18 protein-coding genes and 3 pseudogenes are annotated in these 20517 nt (G+C 68.4%); 14 read left to right on the top strand and 7 right to left on the bottom strand.

All coding sequences use genetic code 11. The features are described 5' to 3' along the window. Positions 1–119 precede the first annotated feature (119 nt). Both DFQ15_RS08520 and DFQ15_RS08525 read left to right on the top strand, forming a co-directional pair. Positions 120–2222 (top strand): glutamate cyclase domain-containing protein, encoded by a 2103-nt coding sequence (locus DFQ15_RS08520; protein WP_158529029.1) that lies wholly within the window; start codon positions 120–122, stop codon positions 2220–2222. A gap of 20 nt (positions 2223–2242) precedes the next feature. After that, on the top strand, positions 2243–2641 hold the full coding sequence (locus DFQ15_RS08525; RefSeq protein ID WP_110465566.1) for a CesT family type III secretion system chaperone: 399 nt from the start codon (positions 2243–2245) through the stop codon (positions 2639–2641). A 147-nt stretch (positions 2642–2788) separates the two neighbouring features. Here DFQ15_RS08525 and aroC read toward each other — a convergent pair whose 3' ends face one another. The 3 genes from aroC to DFQ15_RS08540 form a co-directional block, all read right to left on the bottom strand. Next, positions 2789–3886 carry a chorismate synthase gene (gene aroC, locus DFQ15_RS08530; RefSeq protein WP_110465567.1) on the bottom strand — a complete coding sequence of 366 codons (1098 nt, stop codon included), beginning with the start codon at positions 3884–3886 and terminating at the stop codon, positions 2789–2791. Positions 3887–3960: 74 nt separating this feature from the next. Then, entirely contained in the window at positions 3961–5559 is a 1599-nt protein-coding gene (locus DFQ15_RS18125) for a methyl-accepting chemotaxis protein (RefSeq protein WP_158529030.1), read from the bottom strand. Positions 5560–5701: 142 nt separating this feature from the next. After that, a complete protein-coding gene (locus DFQ15_RS08540) occupies positions 5702–6154 on the bottom strand; it encodes a CBS domain-containing protein (RefSeq protein ID WP_110465569.1) in 453 nt (150 codons plus the stop codon). 102 nt (positions 6155–6256) lie between these two features. Between DFQ15_RS08540 and DFQ15_RS08545 the strand changes: the two are divergent. Continuing rightward, positions 6257–7036 (top strand): annotated as a pseudogene (locus DFQ15_RS08545) (PLP-dependent transferase); the annotation flags it as partial. A 116-nt stretch (positions 7037–7152) separates the two neighbouring features. Then, positions 7153–7314: pseudogene (locus tag DFQ15_RS08550) on the top strand (PLP-dependent transferase); the annotation flags it as partial. 60 nt (positions 7315–7374) lie between these two features. Here DFQ15_RS08550 and DFQ15_RS08555 read toward each other — a convergent pair. Next, entirely contained in the window at positions 7375–8631 is a 1257-nt protein-coding gene (locus DFQ15_RS08555) for a YihY family inner membrane protein (protein WP_110465570.1), read from the bottom strand. 22 nt (positions 8632–8653) lie between these two features. Here DFQ15_RS08555 and DFQ15_RS08560 point away from each other — a divergent pair, with 22 nt between their 5' ends. Together DFQ15_RS08560 and DFQ15_RS08565 are read left to right on the top strand one after the other, a co-directional pair. After that, positions 8654–9082, top strand: a complete 429-nt coding sequence (locus tag DFQ15_RS08560; RefSeq protein WP_110465571.1) for a DUF2069 domain-containing protein — start codon at positions 8654–8656, stop codon at positions 9080–9082. A gap of 72 nt (positions 9083–9154) precedes the next feature. Beyond that, complete coding sequence (locus DFQ15_RS08565; RefSeq protein ID WP_110465572.1) at positions 9155–10615, top strand: FAD-binding oxidoreductase; 1461 nt, start codon at positions 9155–9157, stop codon at positions 10613–10615. Positions 10616–10725: 110 nt separating this feature from the next. Here the strand turns inward: DFQ15_RS08565 and ahpF are convergent, their stop codons facing one another. From ahpF to DFQ15_RS08580, 3 genes are all read right to left on the bottom strand, one after another. Beyond that, on the bottom strand, positions 10726–12312 hold the full coding sequence (gene ahpF, locus DFQ15_RS08570) for an alkyl hydroperoxide reductase subunit F (protein WP_110465573.1): 1587 nt from the start codon (positions 12310–12312) through the stop codon (positions 10726–10728). A gap of 98 nt (positions 12313–12410) precedes the next feature. Continuing rightward, positions 12411–12974, bottom strand: a complete 564-nt coding sequence (ahpC, locus tag DFQ15_RS08575; protein WP_110465574.1) for an alkyl hydroperoxide reductase subunit C — start codon at positions 12972–12974, stop codon at positions 12411–12413. Between the two features lie 97 nt (positions 12975–13071). Continuing rightward, a complete protein-coding gene (locus tag DFQ15_RS08580; protein ID WP_110465575.1) occupies positions 13072–14028 on the bottom strand; it encodes a LysR substrate-binding domain-containing protein in 957 nt (318 codons plus the stop codon). Between the two features lie 187 nt (positions 14029–14215). On the opposite strand from DFQ15_RS08580, the gene DFQ15_RS08585 reads away from it, so the two are divergent. From DFQ15_RS08585 to DFQ15_RS17790, 8 genes and pseudogenes are all read left to right on the top strand, one after another. Beyond that, entirely contained in the window at positions 14216–14983 is a 768-nt protein-coding gene (locus DFQ15_RS08585; protein WP_110465576.1) for an ABC transporter permease, read from the top strand. A 61-nt stretch (positions 14984–15044) separates the two neighbouring features. Further along, entirely contained in the window at positions 15045–16073 is a 1029-nt protein-coding gene (locus DFQ15_RS08590; protein WP_110465577.1) for an ABC transporter ATP-binding protein, read from the top strand. 62 nt (positions 16074–16135) lie between these two features. Then, positions 16136–17215, top strand: coding sequence for an extracellular solute-binding protein (locus DFQ15_RS08595; RefSeq protein WP_110465578.1), 1080 nt, complete (start codon positions 16136–16138; stop codon positions 17213–17215). A gap of 3 nt (positions 17216–17218) precedes the next feature. Continuing rightward, the gene (locus tag DFQ15_RS08600; protein WP_110465579.1) at positions 17219–18040 is read left to right on the top strand and encodes an ABC transporter permease; all 822 of its coding nucleotides are present in this window, start codon (positions 17219–17221) and stop codon (positions 18038–18040) included. Next, positions 17991–18539, top strand: coding sequence for a TIGR00725 family protein (locus DFQ15_RS08605; RefSeq protein WP_110465596.1), 549 nt, complete (start codon positions 17991–17993; stop codon positions 18537–18539). The genes DFQ15_RS08600 and DFQ15_RS08605 overlap by 50 nt, the downstream gene beginning before the upstream one ends. Before the next feature lie 135 nt (positions 18540–18674). Next, complete coding sequence (gene bfr / locus DFQ15_RS08610) at positions 18675–19151, top strand: bacterioferritin (protein ID WP_110465580.1); 477 nt, start codon at positions 18675–18677, stop codon at positions 19149–19151. A 530-nt stretch (positions 19152–19681) separates the two neighbouring features. Then, on the top strand, positions 19682–20218 hold the full coding sequence (locus tag DFQ15_RS08615) for a 6,7-dimethyl-8-ribityllumazine synthase (protein WP_110465581.1): 537 nt from the start codon (positions 19682–19684) through the stop codon (positions 20216–20218). After that, positions 20218–20517: pseudogene (locus tag DFQ15_RS17790) on the top strand (hypothetical protein); the annotation flags it as partial. The gene DFQ15_RS08615 and the pseudogene DFQ15_RS17790, both read left to right, overlap by 1 nt.

Consider the following 20517-nt stretch of genomic DNA (forward strand, 5'->3'; position numbering starts at 1 on the left):
CTCACCAAAGTGTCCATGACCTCGTCCAGCAATTCGAGAGCGCAGCCGCGGCGGATGCACGCGGCAGGGCGGCTCCGCGATCCCAACCAGCCGGGCAAGCCGACGTAGCGGAACGGCCGATGTCGCTGCGTCTGGCCGAAATTTCCCCGGCGCCGCGCGGCCGCAGCGTACTACCGCTGCAATCGCCCAATGTCGACGCGCTGCTGCATTCGTACGTGGGTCGGGGCATCGACAAGTTCAAGGCCGAGGGAGCGGTGGCGAACATCGCCGCTGCGCTCGACGACAAGAAGCATGTGATGTTGCTCACCGGATTCTCCGTCGCGCCGCAGATGCCCGAAACGGACGGTATGGCGACGGCCGTCCTGGGCAGTGCGCTCAAGGCAGCGGGCATGCTCGTCACTTTCGTCACCGACACCACCAACGATCCGATACTGAAAGCCGCCGTCAACGAGGTCGATCCCGAGATGGCGGCCTATGGGAAATTCGTCGAGTTCGATCCGCCGCATGGTGCCCCGGCAGAGGCCGCGGCCAACAAACTGTTGGACAAACTTCACCCCGATGCGGTGGTCGCTGTCGAGCTGCCGGGCCGCTCGCAGGACATCAAGGAAGATGGCACGCATGTCTACCGGAACATGCGGGGCGTGGACATCAGCCCCTTCAACGGGCCGGTGGACCAGCTGCTCGTCGAGGCGAACAAGAGAGACGGAATATTCACCGCAGGCGTCGGCGACGGCGGCAACGAGGCGGGCGTGATCGGCCAGAACATTCCGCAGGCGCTGGACGGCAGCAACATGGCCAACACGGTGCCGGCGGACATCACCCTCACGGCCTGGAACTCCAACCTGGGCGCAATGGCGATCGGCGCAGCAGTGCTGCAGAGGCACGGCAGACTCGACAAAATGCCCCCGCCGGACGCCTACGTTCGCGCGATGGAAGCGACGATGGCGGCAGGTGCGGTAGACGGCGTGACCCGCGGTCGGATTCCGAACGAAAAGATCGGCGACAGCAATTCCGGCGTCGACGGTTTTCATCTGGAAGCGCACGCGGGCGATCTGCGCAAACTCGTGGCAGCGATCGCCCGAGACATCCCGGCAGGCGTCGTGCAAGTCGAAAAGGAAAACCCGTTCATCATCGTGGGAACCGATTCCAGCGACGGCGGATTGATCGGCGGCAAGAACCTGATGGGTTTCCTGGAACATCGCTACCACACGCCGGCAGTGCTTGTATCCGTTCTGGACCATGGAAACGCGCCCTACGGCGAACATACCCGCGCAAGTCTTGTCGTACATGCGGGAAGGATGGAACAGACCGCACTGCTCGTCGGCGACCTGACCGCCACGATCTGCAACACGCAGGCGACCACCCTGCCAGAGTCGCTCCACATTCCTCCCAACGCCCTCGGCGATGCAGGTGCGTCCCGACGCGAACAGCGCACGGTGAACCTGGTCGATGTGACGGCGCGCGCCATCGTCGAATCGGGCGGTACGCATCCGGTGCTGCTGTCCACACAAGGCACCAAGGACAGCGGTGCCTATCCCAGAAAAATCAGGGAATATTCCGACGGCAAGATCGATCCTGGCATGGTGGCTTGTCCCGAGTGGGCCCCCCTCGTGAACGACCGAACGCATGAAAGCGACGACCCGGAGGACAAAGCTTACGTAGAACGGTCGGTAAGCAAGATCGTCGATGAACTCAAAGAGATGCACGACGCCGGAAAAATCACCTCTTTGTACCTCTGCTGCACGCACTACCCCGCATTGAAGTCGCACATCCAGGCGGAGCTCAATGCGCAAGGGTTGGGCGACGTGAAATTGATCGATCCCATCGAATCGCTCGCAGAGGCGGTGATGCAGAGGCTCGACGAGATCGGAGGCGAGATCGATCGAAGCAAGCGCACGGTCTCCAACGACCCGATCGTGTTGACGACCGCGCTCGACTTGAGCAAAGTTCAGGTTGCGGCAGAGCACATCCTGCGCAACCGCAATCCAAGCGCGCCGATACCGAAAGTCTCCGTTCTGAGCCTACCCTCTTTCGGACACGACATCGACCTGCGCCTGCTCACGCAAGAGCTCTTCCCGCACAACGAGAGCTCGGTGAAGATCGAGGAAAGCGCCGACGACGAGCCCGACGCCGACGCGCCCCTGCCATTCGCCGGCCTCTCGCCACAAGTCGATGCCGATGCCGATGCCGAATCGTCCGGCAGCACGCAAACCCTTCACTGACCGAATCGAAAGAGAACGACATGGGTACTCAAAAATTCGCCTCCGTACTGAAGGAATTCAGCCAGCTCGTGGGTTTCGAGGAATTCGACGCACTCGCCAAGGGTGCGAAACTCAAGATCGACGATTACGTCGTCAGCTTCATCCCCGGCGCAGGCGACGACGAGGATAACTTGCGTGTATACGTCGACCTGGGGCCGCTGGTGGGCGATGCCGCCGAGGGCTTGCGCACCTTGATGGAGCTCAACTTCATGCTGAGCGCAGCCGGCAGACTGGTGGTGTGTACGCATCCGACAACGCACAACGTGTTCCTGATCTTTCGCTATGCGCTCGACCAGAACGCTTCGGGACAGGCGCTGCTCGATACGACGCTGCGTTCCATCTCGGAATTGGGCTACGAGGTGCAGACGCTCGCCGCCTGAACGGTCGAACACACGGGTCGCGCGTCGGCAGGTGCTGCTGCGCGCGAGATGCGGGCTGCTGTACCGCAGCCCGCCGTCAGGTGCCGGCGGGCTGCCCGGCCGCACGGCGGTGGACGGTGCAGCGCGTGCCGTCCTTTTCCGCAGTGGCTACAAAGGCGATGCTTTCGAATCGGGGGCGGCGGGCGCCACGTCGCCGCACTGCGCCCGGTGGCGCAGGGCATGGTCGATCAGCACCAGCGCCAGCAGCGCTTCTGCGATGGGCGTCGCCCGGATGCCGACGCAGGGGTCGTGCCGGCCCTTGGTGACCACCTCGACCGGGCGGCCGTCCACGTCGATCGAGGCACGGGGGCTGACGATCGAGCTGGTGGGCTTGATGGCGATCTGCACCTCGATGTCCTGCCCGCTGCTGATGCCGCCCAGGATGCCGCCGGCGTTGTTGGTCTCGAAGCCCTCGGGCGTGATCGAGTCGCCGTGCAGCGTTCCGCGCTGAGCCACGCTGGCGAAGCCGGCGCCGATCTCCACGCCCTTGACCGCATTGAGGCCCATCATCGCGAAGGCGATGTCGGCATCGAGCTTGTCGTAGAGCGGCTCGCCCAGGCCCACCGGCACGTTCTGCGCCGTGACCCGCAGCCGAGCGCCGCAGGAGTCGCCGGCCTTGCGCAGCGCGTCCATGTAGGCATCCAGCGCCGACACGTCGGCCACCGGGGCGAAGAACGGGTTCTCGCGCACGTGGCGCCAGTCCTCGAAGGCGATCGGCAGCTCGCCGACCTGGCTCATATGGCCGCGTACCACGACGCCGTATTTCTCCTTGAGCCACTTCTTGGCGACGGCGCCGGCGGCCACGGTGGGTGCCGTCAGCCGGGCCGACGACCGGCCGCCGCCGCGCGGGTCGCGGATGCCGTATTTGTGCCAGTAGGTGTAGTCGGCATGGCCCGGCCGGAAGCTGCGGGCGATGGCGGAGTAGTCCTTGCTGCGCTGGTCGGCGTTGCGGATCAGCAGCGCGATCGGGGTGCCGGTGGTCTTGCCCTCGTAGACGCCCGAGAGGATCTCGACCGCGTCGGGCTCGTTGCGCTGGGTGACGTGCCGGCTGGTGCCGGGGCGGCGCAGGTCCAGGTCGGGCTGGATGTCCGACTCCGACAGCGCCATGCCGGGCGGGCAGCCGTCGATCACGCAGCCGATGGCCGGGCCGTGCGATTCACCGAAATTGGTGACCGCGAAAAGAGTACCGAAGGTGTTGCCGCTCATGGGCGGCGATTATCCTCGACCGGCCCGACCGCCTTGCGGCCCGATGCCGTGGCCGGGTCGCAGGGCGCAGTGCCTCAGCCCGCCTCCAGCCGGGGCGTGGTCCGCTCGTCCGGCACAGGCCGCGGACGGGCCGCGGCGGCCGCGGTGTCGAGCTGGAAGACACCGACCATCTGCGCCATGTGCGCGGCCTGGTCGCGCAGCGCCTGGGCGGCGGCCGTGGCCTGCTCCACCAAGGCGGCGTTCTGCTGGGTCATGCCGTCGAGGTGGGCCACCGCCTGGTTCACCTCGCCGATGCCCGAGGCCTGCGAAGCGGTCGCGCCGACGATCTCGTCCATGATGCGGCTGACCCGCGAGATCGCCTGGACGATCTCGCCCATGGTGCCGCCGGCGGCCTGCACCAGCGAGGCACCCGTCTCGACCTTGCTGCCGGACACGCCCAGCAGGCCCTTGATCTCCTTGGCCGCGGTGGCGCTGCGCTGCGCCAGGCCGCGCACTTCGGATGCCACCACCGCGAAGCCGCGGCCCTGCTCGCCGGCACGGGCGGCTTCCACCGCCGCGTTGAGCGCCAGGATGTTGGTCTGGAACGCTATGCCGTCGATCACGCCGATGATGTCGTGCACCTTGCGGGACGATTCGGTGATCGCCTGCATCGTGTCGACCACGTCCTTCATCACCTTTCCGCCGCGCTCGGCCGCCTCGGAAGCGGAGCCGGCCAGGCCCTGCGCCTGGCGGGCGGCCTGGGCGTTCTGCGCCACGGTGCCGGTAAGGTGCTCCATGGACGCGGCGGTCTCCTCCAGGCTGCTGGCGGTCTGCTCGGTGCGGATGCTCAGGTCCTGGTTGCCGGAGGCGATCTCCTGCGACGCCGTCGCCACGCTGTCGGTGGCGCCGCGCACCCCACCCACCACCTGGGCCAGGAAGGCGTTCATCTGCACCAGGGAGCGCTGCAGTTCGCCGAACTCGTCGCGCCGGGCGGTGGTGGCCTTCTGCGTCAGGTCGCCGCCGGCGATGGCCTGGGCCAGCCGCAGCGAGCGGGCCAGCGGATCGCGGATCGAGCGCACCAGCAACGCCGCCACGCCCATGCCCAGCACGATCACCACCAGGCCCCAGGCCCCACCCAGCAGCGCCAGGCGTCGGCCGGTGGTAGCGGCCTCGGCGCTCACTTCGTCGGTGCGCTCGCCGCGCAGGGCTATGTAGCGCTGGATCCCGGCCAGATAGGCCCTGGCCGCGGGCTGGTAGTCGCTCTGCAGCTTGGCGCTGACGACCGCGCCGTCGCCGCTCTCCTGCGCCTCCATCAGCACCGCGGTCTTGGTGCGCAGCACCTCGACCAGGGCGCCGATGCTGGCGAGCTGCGCCTTGGCCGCGTCCGAATCCTCCGCCGCGGCCAGGTCCTGCCGCAGCTTGACGATGGCGGCGGCGGAGCGGGTCTGCTCGTCCTTGAACAGGTCGGCCACCGACGGGTCGGCGCTCAGCGCGCCGGCCATGGTCTTGGCGATGCTGGTCTCGGCCATGCCGTGCCACTGGACCGCGCTGGCGGTGAGAGCGTGCTGGCGGGCGGTCAGGTCGGCCGCCTGGGCATGGCCGACGTCGGAGCGCCAGTAGGTGGCGGCCGCGATGCCCAGCATGGCGACCAGCAGCAGCAGGATCGCGCCCCATACCTTTCGGGCGACCGGCATGTTTTCGAGGAAATTCAAAAGAGTCATTTGGCGGAAATAAGGGCCGGGGTGCCTCGCTGCCGTCGCACCTGCAAGAGCCATACCCACGCAGTCATGACCGGCGGGAATGTGGCAGCGGACGGCAGCGGCGGCGTCGGGCGCCTCAGATGTTGTCTTCGGTGCCTTCGGGCCAGTCGCGGATGTAGGCCTTGAGCATCTTGTTCTCGAAGTTCTGGCTGTCCACCACGGCCTTGGCGACGTCGTAGAGGCTGATCACGCCCATCAGCATCCGCTGGTTCATGACCGGCATGTAGCGGGCATGACGGTCGAGCATCATGCGGCGCACTTCGTCGAGTTCGGTCTCGGAGGTGCAGGTGAGCGGATGGTCGTCCATCGCGGTGCGCACCACGGTGGTCCCTATGGCGCCGCCGTTCTTCTCGAGCGTCTGGATCACCTCGCGGAAAGTGAGCATGCCGATCAAGTCGCCGTGCTCCATCACCACCAGCGAGCCGATGTCGCGCTCGGACATGATGGAGACCGCCGCGGCCAGCGGTTCCTCGGGCGTGACGGTGTAGAGGGTGTTGCCCTTGACACGCAGGATGTCGCTGACTTTCATGGGGTGTCTCCGTGGGGTGGCGCGGATTGAATATAGCCCACAATCGTCCGGATTTCGTTCCCGACAGGCCGCCTGCAAGGAGCCCGGACCCACGAGACAGACGTGCCCGGCTATTCCGATCCCGGCTTCGACACGCTCGCGCTGCATGCGGCTGCCTCGCCCGACCCCGTCACCGGGGGGCGCGCCGTGCCGATCCACCTCACCACCTCCTTCGTCCTCGAATCCGGCGACCATGCCGCGGCGCTCTTCAACCTCGAGCGCGCCGGCCACGTCTACTCGCGGATCAGCAACCCGACCAACGCGGTGCTGGAGCAGCGGGTGGCAGCGCTCGAGGGCGGCATCGGCGCGATCGCCACCGCCAGCGGCCAGGCGGTGCTGCACCTGTCGGTGGCCACGCTGATGGGCGCGGGCAGCCACATCGTCGCCTCCGCCGCGCTCTACGGCGGCTCGCAGAACCTGCTGCACTACACTATGCGGCCCCTCGGCATCGACACCACCTTCGTCACGCCCGGCGACATCGACGGCTGGCGCGCCGCGGTGCGGCCCACCACGAGGCTGTTCTTCGGCGAGACGGTGGGCAACCCCGGCCTGGACGTGCTCGACATCCCCACGGTGAGCGCCATCGCCCACGAGGCGGGCGTGCCGCAGCTGGTCGACTCCACCCTCACCTCGCCCTGCCTGGTCGAGCCCTTCGACCTGGGGGCCGATCCGGTCTACCACTCGGCGACCCAGTTCCTCTCGGGGCACGGCACGGTGATGGGCGGCATCGTGGTGGATGGCGGCAGCTTCGACTGGGAGGCGTCGGGCAGGTTCCCGGAGCTGACCGCGGCCTACAACGGCTTCCAGGGCATGACCTTCAGCGAGGAATCGACCGTAGGCGCTTAAGAGCGGCTAACACAACCCTTCTGGCGTCGTTGCCGCACCTTGTCGTACTACTCGTACTGTCTGCGATGCGGCGCCTAGCCAGAACCGCTTCGCTGGGTTGTGTTAGCCGCTCTTAATTGCTGCGGGCCCGGCGCGAGGGCCTGCGCGATTTCGGCGCCTGCATGAGCCCGCACACCGCCTGGCTGATCCTGCAGGGCATCGAGACGCTGCCGCTGCGGATGGAGCGGCACATGTCCAACACGCGGAGGATCGTCGAATTCCTGGCGGCGCATCCGCGGCACCGCCGATGGCGATGGCGATGGCGATGGCGATGGCGATGGCGAATGCTACTTAATCTATAGCACGTCGCCGAGGTACAGCGCCGACAGGCGGCCTTTTTGCCAGAGACCGTCGAGCGTGCGGGCCTGGGGCAGCAGCAGCCGCTCGACCAGCGGGGCCAGCAGCGTGCGATCCGGGTCGGCCAGCAGCACGGTGCGCGAGGGCGTGTCTTCGCACTGCTCGTGCAGCTGGCCCGTCCAGTCGAGGGAGGCCAGGGTTTCCAGCACCGGCTCCAGCTGCAGCGTGTCCACGCCCAGGGCCGCCGCCAGCTGCACCGTGGTGCGGCCGTGCAGCCCGGCGCGCTGCGCGGCCTGCAGCCGCTGCAGCACCTCGATCGCCAGCTGGAACTGCCAGCCGTGCGAGGCCGCCCGGCGCGACACGCCGGCCAGCAGGCTCGGCAGGTAGGCGGTGATCACAGCGCCCAGCAGCACGATCACCCAGGCCACGTAGATCCAGATCAAGAGGATGGGCAAGGTGGCGAAGGCGCCGTACAGCACCGAATACGTCGGCACCGCGCCCAGGTACAGGCCCAGCACCCGCTTGGCCAGCTCGATACCGGTCGCGACGAAGACCCCGCCGATCCAGGCGTGCGCCCACTTCACCCGCTGGTTGGGCACGTAGTGGTAGAGCGCCGCCATGCCGCCGGCCATCAGCAGGAACTCCATCGAATCGAGCAGCAGCCGCAGCGCGCCCGGTACCGCGTCGACCACGCCGCGCGAGGCGGTGATCACGAACGAGGTGGTCGACAGGCTCACCCCCAGCGCCAGCGGGCCGAGGGTGGTGGCGGCCCAGTAGATCAGCACCCGCTGGCCCAGCGGCCGCGGCCGGCGCACCCGCCAGATGGCGTTGAGCCGGTAGTCGATCGTCAGGATCAGCGCCAGCGCGGTGATCAGCAAAAAGGACAGCCCCACGCCGCCCAGCCGGCTCGCTTTGCTGGCGAACTGGGTCAGGTAGCCGAGCACCTGCCGGGCGATGCTTTCGGGCACCAGGCTCACGACCAGCCAGCGCTGCAGTTGCTCCTGCACCTGGTTGAACATCGGAAACGCGGTGAAGACCGCCAGCGCCACGGTGAAGAAGGGCACCAGCGCCAGCATCGTGGTGAAGGTGAGGCTGCTGGCGGTGAGCGCCAGCTGGTCCTCGCGGAATCGTTCCCGCAGGGTGAGCGCGGTGATGCGCCAGGGGAAGTGCGACAGGTCCAGCAGCAGCCGCTCCAGCCGCGGTCCCCAGCGGTCGGGCAGCCAGGAGGGGAACGGAGACCGGGGCACGCGCGACATGGCCGGTATGATGCCATCGCCTATGTCCGCGCCGCTTGCCACGCCCTCCGTTTCCGTGGGCCCCGTGCGCGCCGAACTATCGGTGTGCCTCACCCGCTGGCTCGCGACCGGCAGCCTGCTTGGGCTGATCGTGCTCTCCCTGGCTTGGGAGCTGTGGCTGGCCCCGGCGCGGCCCGGCGGCTCCTGGCTGGCGCTGAAGGCGCTGCCGCTCTGCCTGCCGCTGGTGGGGCTGCTCAAGCACCGGATGTACACCTACCGCTGGGTCAGCCTGCTGGTCTGGCTCTATTTCACCGAAGGGGTGGTGCGCGCCTGGAGCGACCGGCCGCCCGGCAACGGGCTGGCACTGGTCGAGGTGCTGCTCTGCCTGGTGCTGTTCACCGCCTGCGCGATGCATGTGCGGCTGCGCCTGCGCCACGCCAGGGCCGCGGCGCTGGCCGCACCCGCGGCCTAGCCCCTCGGGCGGCGACGCCGACCCCCGATTCGGTTCCTCCCTCGACTGACGACTCTCCGGACGACGACCACCATGACCACCGCCACCACGCCCTTCCTCGAAGCGCTCCGCCAGATCGTCGGCGACGCCCATGTCCTGACCGAGGGCGACCTGAGCGCCTGGGAGCAGGACTGGAGGAAGCGCGTCCCCGGCAAGGCGCTGGCCGTGGTGCGCCCCGGCAGCACCGCCGAGGTGGCGGCGGTGGTGAAGGCCTGCGCCGCCGCCGGCACCGCCATCGTGCCGCAGGGTGGCAACACCGGCCTGGTGGTCGGATCGACCCCCGACCGCAGCGGCACCGAGGTGCTGCTGAGCCTGACACGGCTGAACGCGGTGCGCGGCCTGGACGCCGGCAACCTCACCATGACGGTCGAGGCCGGCTGCATCCTGCAGACCCTGCAGGACACCGCGGACAAGGCCGGCCTGCTGTTCCCGCTGAGCCTGGCGGCCGAAGGCAGCTGCACCATCGGCGGCAACCTGGCCGCCAATGCCGGCGGCACCCAGGTGGTGCGCTACGGCAACGCCCGCGAGCTGTGCCTGGGCCTGGAAGTGGTCACCGCCCAGGGCGAGGTGTGGGACGGCCTGAGCGGCCTGCGCAAGGACAACACCGGCTACGACCTGCGCGACCTGTTCGTCGGCAGCGAAGGCACGCTGGGCATCATCACCGCGGCCACGCTCAAGCTCTATCCCCAGCCCGCCGCATCGCTCACCGCCTGGGCCGCCGTGCCCTCGCTGGAGCAGGCGGTAGCGCTGCTGGGCCTGGCCCACAAGCAACTGGGCGCCGGCCTGACCGGCTTCGAGGTGATGGGCCAGTTCGCGCTGGGCCTGGTCGGCAAGCACATGCCGCAACTGCGCGTCCCTTTCCTGGGCGACGACACCGCGCCCTACTGCGTGCTGCTGGAGAACGCCGACAGCGAATCCGAAGACCACGCCCGCCAGCGCTTCGAGCAGATGCTGGAGATCGCCTTCGAACAGGGCCTGGTCGGCGACGCGGTGGTGGCCGAGAACATCGCCCAGGCCCGCCAGCTCTGGCACATCCGCGAGAGCATTCCGCTGGCCCAGGCCGAGGAAGGCCTGAACGTGAAGCACGACGTGTCGATCCCTGTCTCGCGCATCCCGGAGTTCGTCGCCGCCACCGACGCCCTGCTGCAGCGGGAAATCCCCGGCGTGCGGCTGGTCAATTTCGGCCACCTGGGCGACGGCAACCTGCACTACAACGTGCAGGCCCCGGCCGAGGGCGATGCCAGGGCCTTCCTGCACGACCACGAACATGCGATCAACGCGATGGTCTACCGCTCGGTCGCCGCCTTCGACGGATCGTTCTCGGCCGAGCACGGCGTCGGCGCGCTGAAGGTCGAGGAGCTGGAGGAATACAAGTCGCCGGTGGCGCTCGGCATGATGCGGGCGATCAAGCGGGCGCTGGACCCGCAGAACATCCTCAACCCGGGGCGCGTGCTGCGGGCCGCGGGCGCGACCCCGGTCGCGCATTCGGCATAATGCTATTATTTTTATAGCTATAGGCCGGCATCGCACGCCGGCTACAGGCACCTTTCATTCGAAATTCGGCCCGCCGCCGCGCCGTCGGCCGGCGCGGCGGCATCCGGTGCTTACGCCGTCTCCAGCACCTGCACCGGCTGCGCCACCGGGGCGGGCGTGCGGATCAGGTGGTCGAAGGCGCTCAGCGCGGCCTTGGCGCCGTCGCCGGCGGCGATGATGATCTGCTTGTAGGGCACGGTGGTCGCGTCGCCCGCGGCGAACACGCCGGACACCGAGGTCTGGCCCTTGGCATCGACCACGATCTCGCCGTGCTTCGACAGCTCGACCGTGCCCTTCAACCAGTCGGTGTTGGGCACCAGGCCGATCTGCACGAACACGCCTTCGAGCGCCACCGTGTGCACCTCGCCCGACACCCGGCTCTTGTAGATCAGGCCGTCGACCTTCTGGCCGTCGCCGGTCACCTCGGTCGTCTGAGCCGAGACGACCACCGTCACGTTGGCCAGGCTGCGCAGCTTGCGCTGCAGCACCTCGTCGGCCCGCAGCTGCTCGCCGAACTCGACCAGCGTCACATGGCCGACGATGCCGGCCAGGTCGATCGCCGCCTCGACGCCCGAGTTGCCGCCGCCGATCACCGCGACGCGCTTGCCCTTGAACAGCGGGCCGTCGCAGTGCGGGCAGTAGGCCACGCCCTTGTTCTTGTACTCGGCCTCGCCGGGCACGCCGATGGTGCGCCAGCGGGCACCGGTCGAGATGATCAGCGAGCGGGTTTTCAGCGACGCGCCGCTGGCGAGCTTCACCTCGATCAGCTCGCCGGGGACCAGCGATTCGGCGCGCTGCAGATTCATGATGTCCACGTCGTAGTGCTTGACATGCTCTTCCAGCGCGATCGCGAACTTCGGCCCCTCTGTCTCCTTGATCGAGATGAAATTCTCGATGCCCAAAGTGTCGAGCACCTGACCGCCGAATCGCTCGGCCGCCACGCCGGTGCGGATGCCCTTGCGGGCCGCATACACCGCCGCCGCCGCGCCGGCCGGGCCGCCGCCGACCACCAGCACGTCGTACGGTGCGCGGGCCGAGATCTTCTCGGCCGCACGGGCCACCGCGCCGGTGTCGACCTTGGCGAGGATCTCTTCCAGCTCCATACGGCCCTGGCCGAAGGTGGTGCCGTTGAGGTAGATGGTGGGCACCGACATGATCTGGCGCGCCTCGACCTCGTCCTGGAACAGCGAGCCCTCGATCGCCGTGTGCCTGATGTTGGGGTTGAGGACCGCCATCAGGTTGAGCGCCTGCACCACGTCCGGGCAGTTCTGGCACGAGAGGGAGAAGTACGTCTCGAAATGGAAGTCACCCTGCAGCGCCTTCACCTGCTCGATCGTGTCCTGCGCCGCCTTCGACGGATGGCCGCCCACCTGCAGCAGTGCCAGCACCAGCGAGGTGAACTCGTGCCCCAGCGGAATGCCGGCGAAGCGCAGGCCGGTGTCGACGCCGGGGTTGGTGATCAGGAACGACGGCTTGCGCTCGCCGTCGTCGGTGCGGGTCACCACCGTGATCTTGTCGGTGAGCGAGACGATGTCGTCGAGCAGGCCCTTGAGGTCGCCGGACGCCTTGCCGTCGTCGAGGGAGGCGACGATCTCGATCGGCCTGGTCACCCGCTGCAGGTAGGCCTTGAGTTGGGTCTTGAGGTTGGCATCCAGCATGATAGTTTCTCTCTACTTATTCAGTCTTATCGATAGGTTACGTTCGCTCGCGGAAAAAAAAGCCCGGGCGCACCCGGGCTTCTGGCGCGCTCGGACGATCAGATCTTGCCGACCAGGTCGAGCGACGGTGCCAGGGTGGCTTCGCCCTCCTCCCACTTGGCGGGGCAGACTTCGCCGGGGTGGGCGGCCACGTATTGGGCTGCCTTGACCTTGCGCAGCAGATCGGCGGCATTGCGGCCGATGCCTTCGGCGGTGATTTCCACGGCCTGGATCACACCTTGCGGGTCGATGATGTAGGTGCCGCGGTTGGCCAGGCCTTCGTCTTCGCGCAGGACTTCGAAGTTGCGGCTGATGGTGCCGGTCGGGTCGCCGATCATCGTGTACTGGATCTTGGCGATCGTGTCCGACGCGTCGTGCCAGGCCTTGTGCACGAAGTGGGTGTCGGTGGAGACCGAGAAGATCTCGACGCCCATTTTCTGGAATTCGGTGTAGTGGTCGGCCACGTCGCCCAGTTCGGTCGGGCACACGAAGGTGAAGTCTGCCGGGTAGAAGAAGAAGACGGCCCACTTGCCCTTCACGTCGGCGTCGGAGACTTCGATGAACTTGCCGTTCTTGAAAGCGCTGGCTTTGAAGGGCTTGATGGCGGTGTTGATCACGGACATTTGAAATTCCCTGTTCGGATGGTCGTTGAAAAGAAAGAGCTTAGACGGTTTGCTGCGTCGCACCATGAATTGCGCATATCCAGACGATTGAACGAATCTATGCTGGAGCCGTCGGGGCAAGGCCGGAGCCTGTGCCGGCCCGCTGCTGCGCCGGACCGCCGCCAGCGCGCCGGCCCTCGGTCAGGAGCCATGCGCGAAAGGCGGCGAACGCGGGGGGTTCGAGCCTGTCGGGCCGGTAGCAAAGGTAGTGGCCCTGGTCGATGCTCACCGGTGCACCACATGGGCTCAGGAGAGAACCCTCGCGCAGTTCGTCTTCCACCAGCAGACGCGGAACCAGCCCGATGCCCAGTCCGTTCAAGGCCGCCTGGATCAGCGCCGAGTACTGCGCGAACCGCGGACCGGCGACCGCCTGCGCTTCGGGCACGCCGTGCCGGCCCGCCCAATGGCGCCAGGCGGTCGGCGCGCCTTCGTGGTGCAGCAGCGTGTGGCCCAGCAGATCGGACGGCTCCACGATGCGGTGGCGATCCCGCACCAGCGCACGGGCCGCGATCAGCACGAATTCGCGGCCTGCGATGTACTCGGACACCACCCCTGGCCAGCTGCCTGCGCCGTAGCGGATTGCGGCGTCGACACCCGGCGGGATACCGTCGGTCGGCTCGAGGTGCCGGCTGAAGCTCAGGGTCACCTGCCGGCTCTCCTGGCGGAAGGCCGGCAGCCGCGGGATCAGCCACTGGGTGAGGAAGGTCGGTACGCTGGCCAGCGTCAGCACGCCGGCCCCGGCATGGCCGGAGCGCGCCTCGAACGTGGCGGTCTCGATCGCGCGCAAGCCGCTGGCGATCTTCTGCCAGTAGACGCGGCCCTGGGGCGTGAGCTGCACGCCGCGACCGTTCTTCTGGATCAGCTTGCGCCCCAGGAAGGTCTCGAGGCCGGCGATCTGCTTGCTGACTGCGCTCACGGTGATGCACAGCGCGCCCGCCGCCAGCGTGATGCTGTCGTGGCGTGCCACGGCGTCGAAGGCCAGCAGTTCCTGGATCGTGGGGCAGTCGCGCTTCATGCCGCGATCATCCTTCGAAACATGAAACGCCGATGAAAAACACTTTCCGAATGCTCAATCGATTTCAACCCGTACTCATCTTTTCCGCCGCCGTCCCTTCGTAGAATTCGGCCTGCGCCCAACACCCGGACCGCGACACTTGCGCATCTGGAAACCATGGCGTGTTCTACCCGATCGGAGGCATTACGTGATTCGCGGCGTCGCCCTGTTCTACGGGCTGTACCTGGTGCTGCCGATCGCGCTGCTGCTGGTGGGCAGCCTCGGCAACAACTGGACCAATTCGCTGCTGCCGACCGGCCTGACCGGCCGCTGGTATGCGGAGTTGTGGCAGGACCCGTCCTTCCGCAAGTCCTTCGCCAGCAGCCTGGTGGTGGCCGCGAGCGCCTGCACCATCAACACCCTGTTGGCCCCTCCGCTGGCCTATGCGCTCTACCACGGCGCGCGTCGCGGCGGCGGTCTGGCGGCGCGCCTCGTCAGCGCGATGCCGATCGCGGTACCCACGATCACGCTGGGCTTCGGCTACATGATCGTCTTCAACACCGACACCCTGCCCTGGCTCGGCACCCTGCCGCTGCTGATCGCGGCACATGCGGTCTATACCCTACCCTACCTCACCCATGCGCTGCTGACCGACCTGCGGCACCTGGGCCTGGAGCGGCTCGAACAGGCCGCCGCCACCCTGGGCGCGTCCGGCTGGCAGCAGTTCACCAGCATCGTGCTGCCGAGCCTGCGGCAGAGCCTGGTCAGCGGCCTGGTGATGGTGGCGGCGCTGTCGGTCGGCGAGTTCGGCCTGTCGAACCTGCTCGCCGGATTCCAGAACCGCACCTATCCGGTGGTGCTGCTGCAGGCCTTCTACGGGGCCACCGGCCTGGCCTGCGCGGCCACTGTCGTCCTCCTGCTGCTCGCGGGGGCGGCGGCGCTGCTGTCCTCGTCCGCCGCTCGGGCTCGGCCATGATCCGCCCACCCATGCTCGCGAAACAGGCGCGCATCGCGGCGTGCCGCACCGAGGTTCCCGCATGAGTCTCGTCCTGGACCACGTCAGTTATCGCTATGCGGGCAGCGCGCACGGCCTGCACGACATCTCGCTCGACGTGCGGACGGGCGAGTTGGTGGCGGTGATCGGGCCCAGCGGCTCGGGCAAATCGACGCTGCTCAAGCTGGTCTCGGGGCTGGAGACCGGCCACACCGGCCGCATCGCGCTCGACGGCCAGGACCTGGCGCGGGTACCGGTGCACCTGCGCCATATCGGCATGGTGTTCCAGAGCTATGCGCTGTTTCCGCACATGAGCGTGCAGGACAACGTGGCCTACGGGCTGATGCTGCGCAAGATGCCGGCCACGGAGCGCCGCCGCCGCGCGCAGGAACTGCTCGACCTGGTGGGCCTGGGCAGCCATGCGCAGCGCGCGGTGGCGCAACTCTCGGGCGGCCAGCAGCAGCGCGTTGCGCTGGCCCGCGCGCTGGCGATCGACCCGCGCGCGCTGCTGCTCGACGAGCCGCTTTCGGCGCTCGACGCCAGCGTGCGCGGCCACCTGCGCGACCAGATCCGCGCGATCCAGCAGCGCTTCGACGCCACCACGCTGCTGGTCACGCACGACCAGGAAGAGGCGCTCACGATGGCCGACCGCGTGGCCGTGCTGCAGGACGGGCGGCTGCTGCAGATCGCCGCCCTGCGGGAACTCTACGAGAACCCGGCCTGCCGCGCGGTGGCGCAGTTCGTCGGCCTATCGACCCTGCTGCCGGCCACCGTGCGCGGCCCGGGACGGATCGACCTCGGCTTCGCGGAGCTGGCAGCGCCGACCGGCGCGCGACCGCCGGGCACCGCGGTGCATGCCCTGGTCCGGCCGGAGCACATACAGGCCGATCCGCCGCCGGGCAGCACCAACCGCCTCGCGGGTCGGGCCGGCGCCCAGCGCTACCTGGGTGCGGTGACCCGCTACGACTTCGACGTGCCCGGCGGCACCCAGCCCTTCCTGGCGGAATCGCCCCAGCCGGCGCGCGAGTCCATCGGCATCGCGCCCGCGCACATCCGGCTGCTCGACAGCTGACGCGCCGGCGCCCACGCACCGTTTTTCCCCGACGATCCGATCCATCCCACCCAGGAGATTGCATGCACCGTAGACATCTGATCCAGGCCGCCGGCGCACTGCCGCTGGCATCGCTGGCCGCCCGAACCGCCTTCGCCTTCGACGGCGCCGAGCTGTACGCGGGCGAGAAGACGCTCTATGCCGAAGCGCAGAAGGAAGGCCTTTGCGTGTCCTTCGACACCGGGCCGGAATGGGCCAACTGGAAGTCGCTGTTCCGCGACTTCAAGAAGCGCTATCCCGAGATCGAACTCACCTACAACGATCTCGGCTCGGCCGCGACCGTGGTGGCGCTCGACAAGATGCGGCGCCGGCCCCAGGCCGACACCGCCTACTATTTCGCCGCCTCGGCCGTCGACGCCGTCAGGAAAGACCTGGTGGCGCCGTTCAAGCCGGTCAACTTCGACAAGCTGGCGCCGGTGTTTCGCGAAGCCGAAGGCCGCTGGTTCACCATCCACACGCTCAACATCGCGTTCCTGGTGAACCGCAAGCTGGTGAAGAACGTGCCTGCCGGCTGGGCCGATCTGCTCAAGCCCGAGTTCAAAAGCAGCGTGGTCTACCTCGATCCGCGCTCCACCGGCATCGGCCAGGTGCTGACCTTCGCCGCGGCCTATGCCAACAGCGGCGACGTGGACAACGTCAAGCCCGGCACCGACTACCTCGGCAGACTGCACGCCGCCGGCAGCGTGCTGCGGGTGGAGGGCACCACGCCGTACGCCAAGTTCCTCAAGGGCGAGATTCCGGTCTGGATCAGCTACGAGAACGACGGTCTCAAGGCCAAGCATGTCGACGGCATGGGCGATGCGGTCGAGGTGGTGATCCCCCGGGAAGCGAGCGTGGCCGCGCCCTATGCGATCAGCCTGGTGAAGAACGGGCCCAATCCCAACGCCGGCAAGCTGTGGCTCAACTTCATCATGAGCGAGGCGGGGCAGTCGCTTTTCGCCCAGGGGTTCGTGCGGCCGGCGGTGCCCGGCACGCCGCTTTCGGCCGACGTGGCCGCCAGAATGCCGGCCGCGCCGCAGATCCGTCCCCTCGACGTGGTCAAGGCGTCCGAGCGCAAGGCCGAGATCGACCGGCTCTGGGCCCAGGCCACGGTGGGCAGGTAGACGATGCGGCGTTTCGGTGCCTGGCCGGCCTGGGCCTTTATGGCCCTGTTCTTCGCGGCGCCGCTGGCCGCGCTGCTGCCGGAGGCTTTCTCCGGCGGCGGCAGCGCCTTCGGGCGGCTGTTCGGCCAGCCGCTGTTCCTGGGCGCGCTGCGCAACACGCTGCTGCTGGGCCTGGCCGCCGGCACCGTGTCGGCGGCGGTGGGCACCTGCATCGCCATCGAGCTGGCGCGGCAGCCCGCCCACCGGCGCCAGTGGATGATGACGCTGCTCGGCCTGCCGCTGGCCTTCTCGGGTCTGGTGATCGCCTACGGCTTCATTCTGGCGTTCGGCCGCGCCGGATTCGTGACGCAGCTGCTGGCCGGCCTGGGCGCCGATCCCGCCGTCGTCGGCAGCTGGATCTACGGCGTGACGGGCCTCGGCGTCGCCTATGCCTATTACCTGATTCCGCGGGTGGCGCTGTCGCTCTACCCGGTGTTCGCCAACCTGGACCCGCGGCCGTCGCTGGCGGCGCGTACGCTGGGCGCGTCGCGGGCGCGCGCCTTCCGGGACACGGTGGTGCCGGAGGTGCTGCCGTCGGTGCTGGCCAGCGCCTGCGCGGTCGCGGCTCTGGCGATGGGCACCTACGGCACCGCCCTTGCGCTGGTCGGGACGCAGCTGAATATTCTGCCGCTGATGCTGCTGGCGCAGGTCGGCGATGGAGGATCGGATTTTCCGGTGGCATCGGCACTGTCGCTGGTGCTGATGGTGGTGTGCGTGGTGGTGATGGGAGTGGGCGATGTCTTTACACGTGGACGTGAGCGCGGTGCCGTCGGCGCCGGTCGTTGAGGCGCTGGCGCGCCTTGCGGAGCGGCAGCGCGGCGCGACGCGCCACCGCCAGCCGGTCGCGATGATCGGCCCCGGCGATGGCGGTCCGCGGGAATGCGCGGCCGCGCGCACCGTGGCGACGCATCTGGCCCGCGCGGGCATGGCCGTCATCTGCGGCGGCCGCGGCGGAGTGATGGCCGCCGCCGCACAAGGCGCGACCGAGGCCGGCGGCATCGCGATCGGCATCCTGCCCGAGGAGGACGACCGCAACGCCAACCCCTGGCTGAGCGTCGCCGTGCCCACGGGCATGGGCGAGATGCGCAATGCGGTCATCGCCCGCAGCGGCGTCTGTCTGGTGGCCATCGGTGGCGGAATGGGTACGCTGTCGGAAATGGCGCTGGGCCTGAAATGGGGCAAGCCGGTGTTCGTGATGTACGGCGACGTGGCCCTCCCCGGCGCGGTGAAGGCCGCGCGCACGGACGAACTGTTGGGCCGCATCGCCGAATGCCTGCTGCGCTGAGTCCGCGAGCGAATACGAACACCTATCAGCCTCACCCGTAGGCACACCGGTACAACAGGGAGATTCGTTGTCGGCAACAGGGACAAGCCCGACAATTCGCCCGGTTCGACAACCCATAACAGCAGGGGAACCACCATGCAAGGCGACGCTCGGGTCATCCATCACCTCCAGGCCCAGCTCAAGAACGAGCTGACCGCGATCAACCAGTACTTCCTGCACTACCGCATGCTGAAGCACTGGGGTTTCGACAAACTCGCCAAGAAGGAATACTCGGAATCCATCGGCGAGATGAAGCATGCCGACTGGCTGATGGACCGCATTTTCATGCTCGACGGCCTGCCGAACCTGCAGGACCTGGGCAAGCTGACCATCGGCGAGGACGTGCCCGAGATCCTGCGCGCCGACCTGGGCCTGGAGCGCGGCGCCCAGGCCACCATCAAGGAAGGCATGGCCCACTGCGAGACGGTGCGCGACTACGTCTCACGCGACCTGCTGCAGAAGATCCTCGACGACACCGAAGAGCACATCGACTTCCTGGAAACCCAGATCGACCTGTCCGAGAAAGTCGGCATCCAGAACTACCTGCAGTCGCAGATGGGCGAGATCGAGTAAGGCGACCGGTAGCGGTCCGCCCGCGCGACCCCGACCGGATCGACGCGTGGGAGCGGCAGCTGCGGGCGCTGTGGCCGCGCGGCCAGCGTGGTCGGCGCACGCCCGCTATTCGAATGAAAACGGCCTGCAGCCGGTGCAGACCATCGACCAAATGCTATAGATTTAATAGCATTTAGTGGAAGGGCCCGGCCCTTGGCCGGGCCGTGGTGGCGAAAGACCGGCATACCCGGCGCACCCGGCTCGCGAAGAAGGCGCCTGCGCCGCGGGTCGGCACCTCGTGGGCCGGCGGGTGCTTCTGCAGCGCGACCACGATCGCCGACATGTCCATGTCGCCCCGCAGCAGCGGCCCCCCGCCCCGCCGCCGGCACGAAACGCCGCCGCCGCCTACAATCGCGCCGCCCCGGCCGCCGCAGGGCGCGTACCCGCTTTCTCGTCGTCGACGGGCGGGCCGCGTGCCGTGCGCCCGCCGTGGCGGCGCGTGGTCGCCCTGGCGCTGGTCCATTTCCCCGTGCGATTTTTCTGGAACCTCCATGCGTCAGACCGACACCTCCGTCGCCAACATCCGCTCGGCCACCTCGTTTTCCGGCTCCGGCAGCCAAGGCGGCGTTTCCGCGCCGCGCATCGCGTACATCCAGGCCAACTGGCACGCAGACATCGTCGGCCGCGCCCACCAGTCGTTCATGGCCGAGACGGCCTCCCGCGGCGTGCCGGCCTCCGCCGTGCGATTGTTCGACGTGCCCGGCGCCTTCGAAATCCCGCTGCACGCACAGGCGCTGGCCCGCAGCGGCCGCTTCGACGCGGTCGTCGCCTGCGCCCTGGTGGTCGACGGCGGCATCTACCGCCACGACTTCGTCGCCACCGCGGTGACCGACGCCCTGATGCGGGTGCAGCTCGACCACGGCGTGCCGGTCTTCTCGGCGGTGCTCACCCCCCACCATTTCCACGATCATGCCGAGCACCGCGAGTTCTTCCGCGCGCACTTCGCCGTCAAGGGCAAGGAAGTGGCCGACGCCTGCCTGCGCACCCTGGACGCGCTGCGCGGCCTGCCCGCCCCGGCCCAGTCCTGATGCGGATTTATATCAAGCAGATGGTGAACCGGCGGCCTCGACACACCCGCCGCCACCCCGCCCGGCCGCGCTCGCGCGACGCGGAACGCTCCGGGCAGGCGAGGCTCGACACGGCGAGCGCCGGGTTCGCGCGGCACGACCTGTCGGACGCGCGCGTCGACCGGATCGCCGGGCAGGCGGGGAGACCCGGGCTGTCGCTGCGCCGGGCTCCGCGACCGGCTGATGATGGCCGAGGCTCCTTCTTGGCGCTGCGGCTGATGGGTGCGGAGGCGGGATGTCGCCCCCGCGGGCTGCGTCCC

Source organism: Xylophilus ampelinus (assembly GCF_003217575.1).
Classification (GTDB): domain Bacteria; phylum Pseudomonadota; class Gammaproteobacteria; order Burkholderiales; family Burkholderiaceae_C; genus Xylophilus; species Xylophilus ampelinus.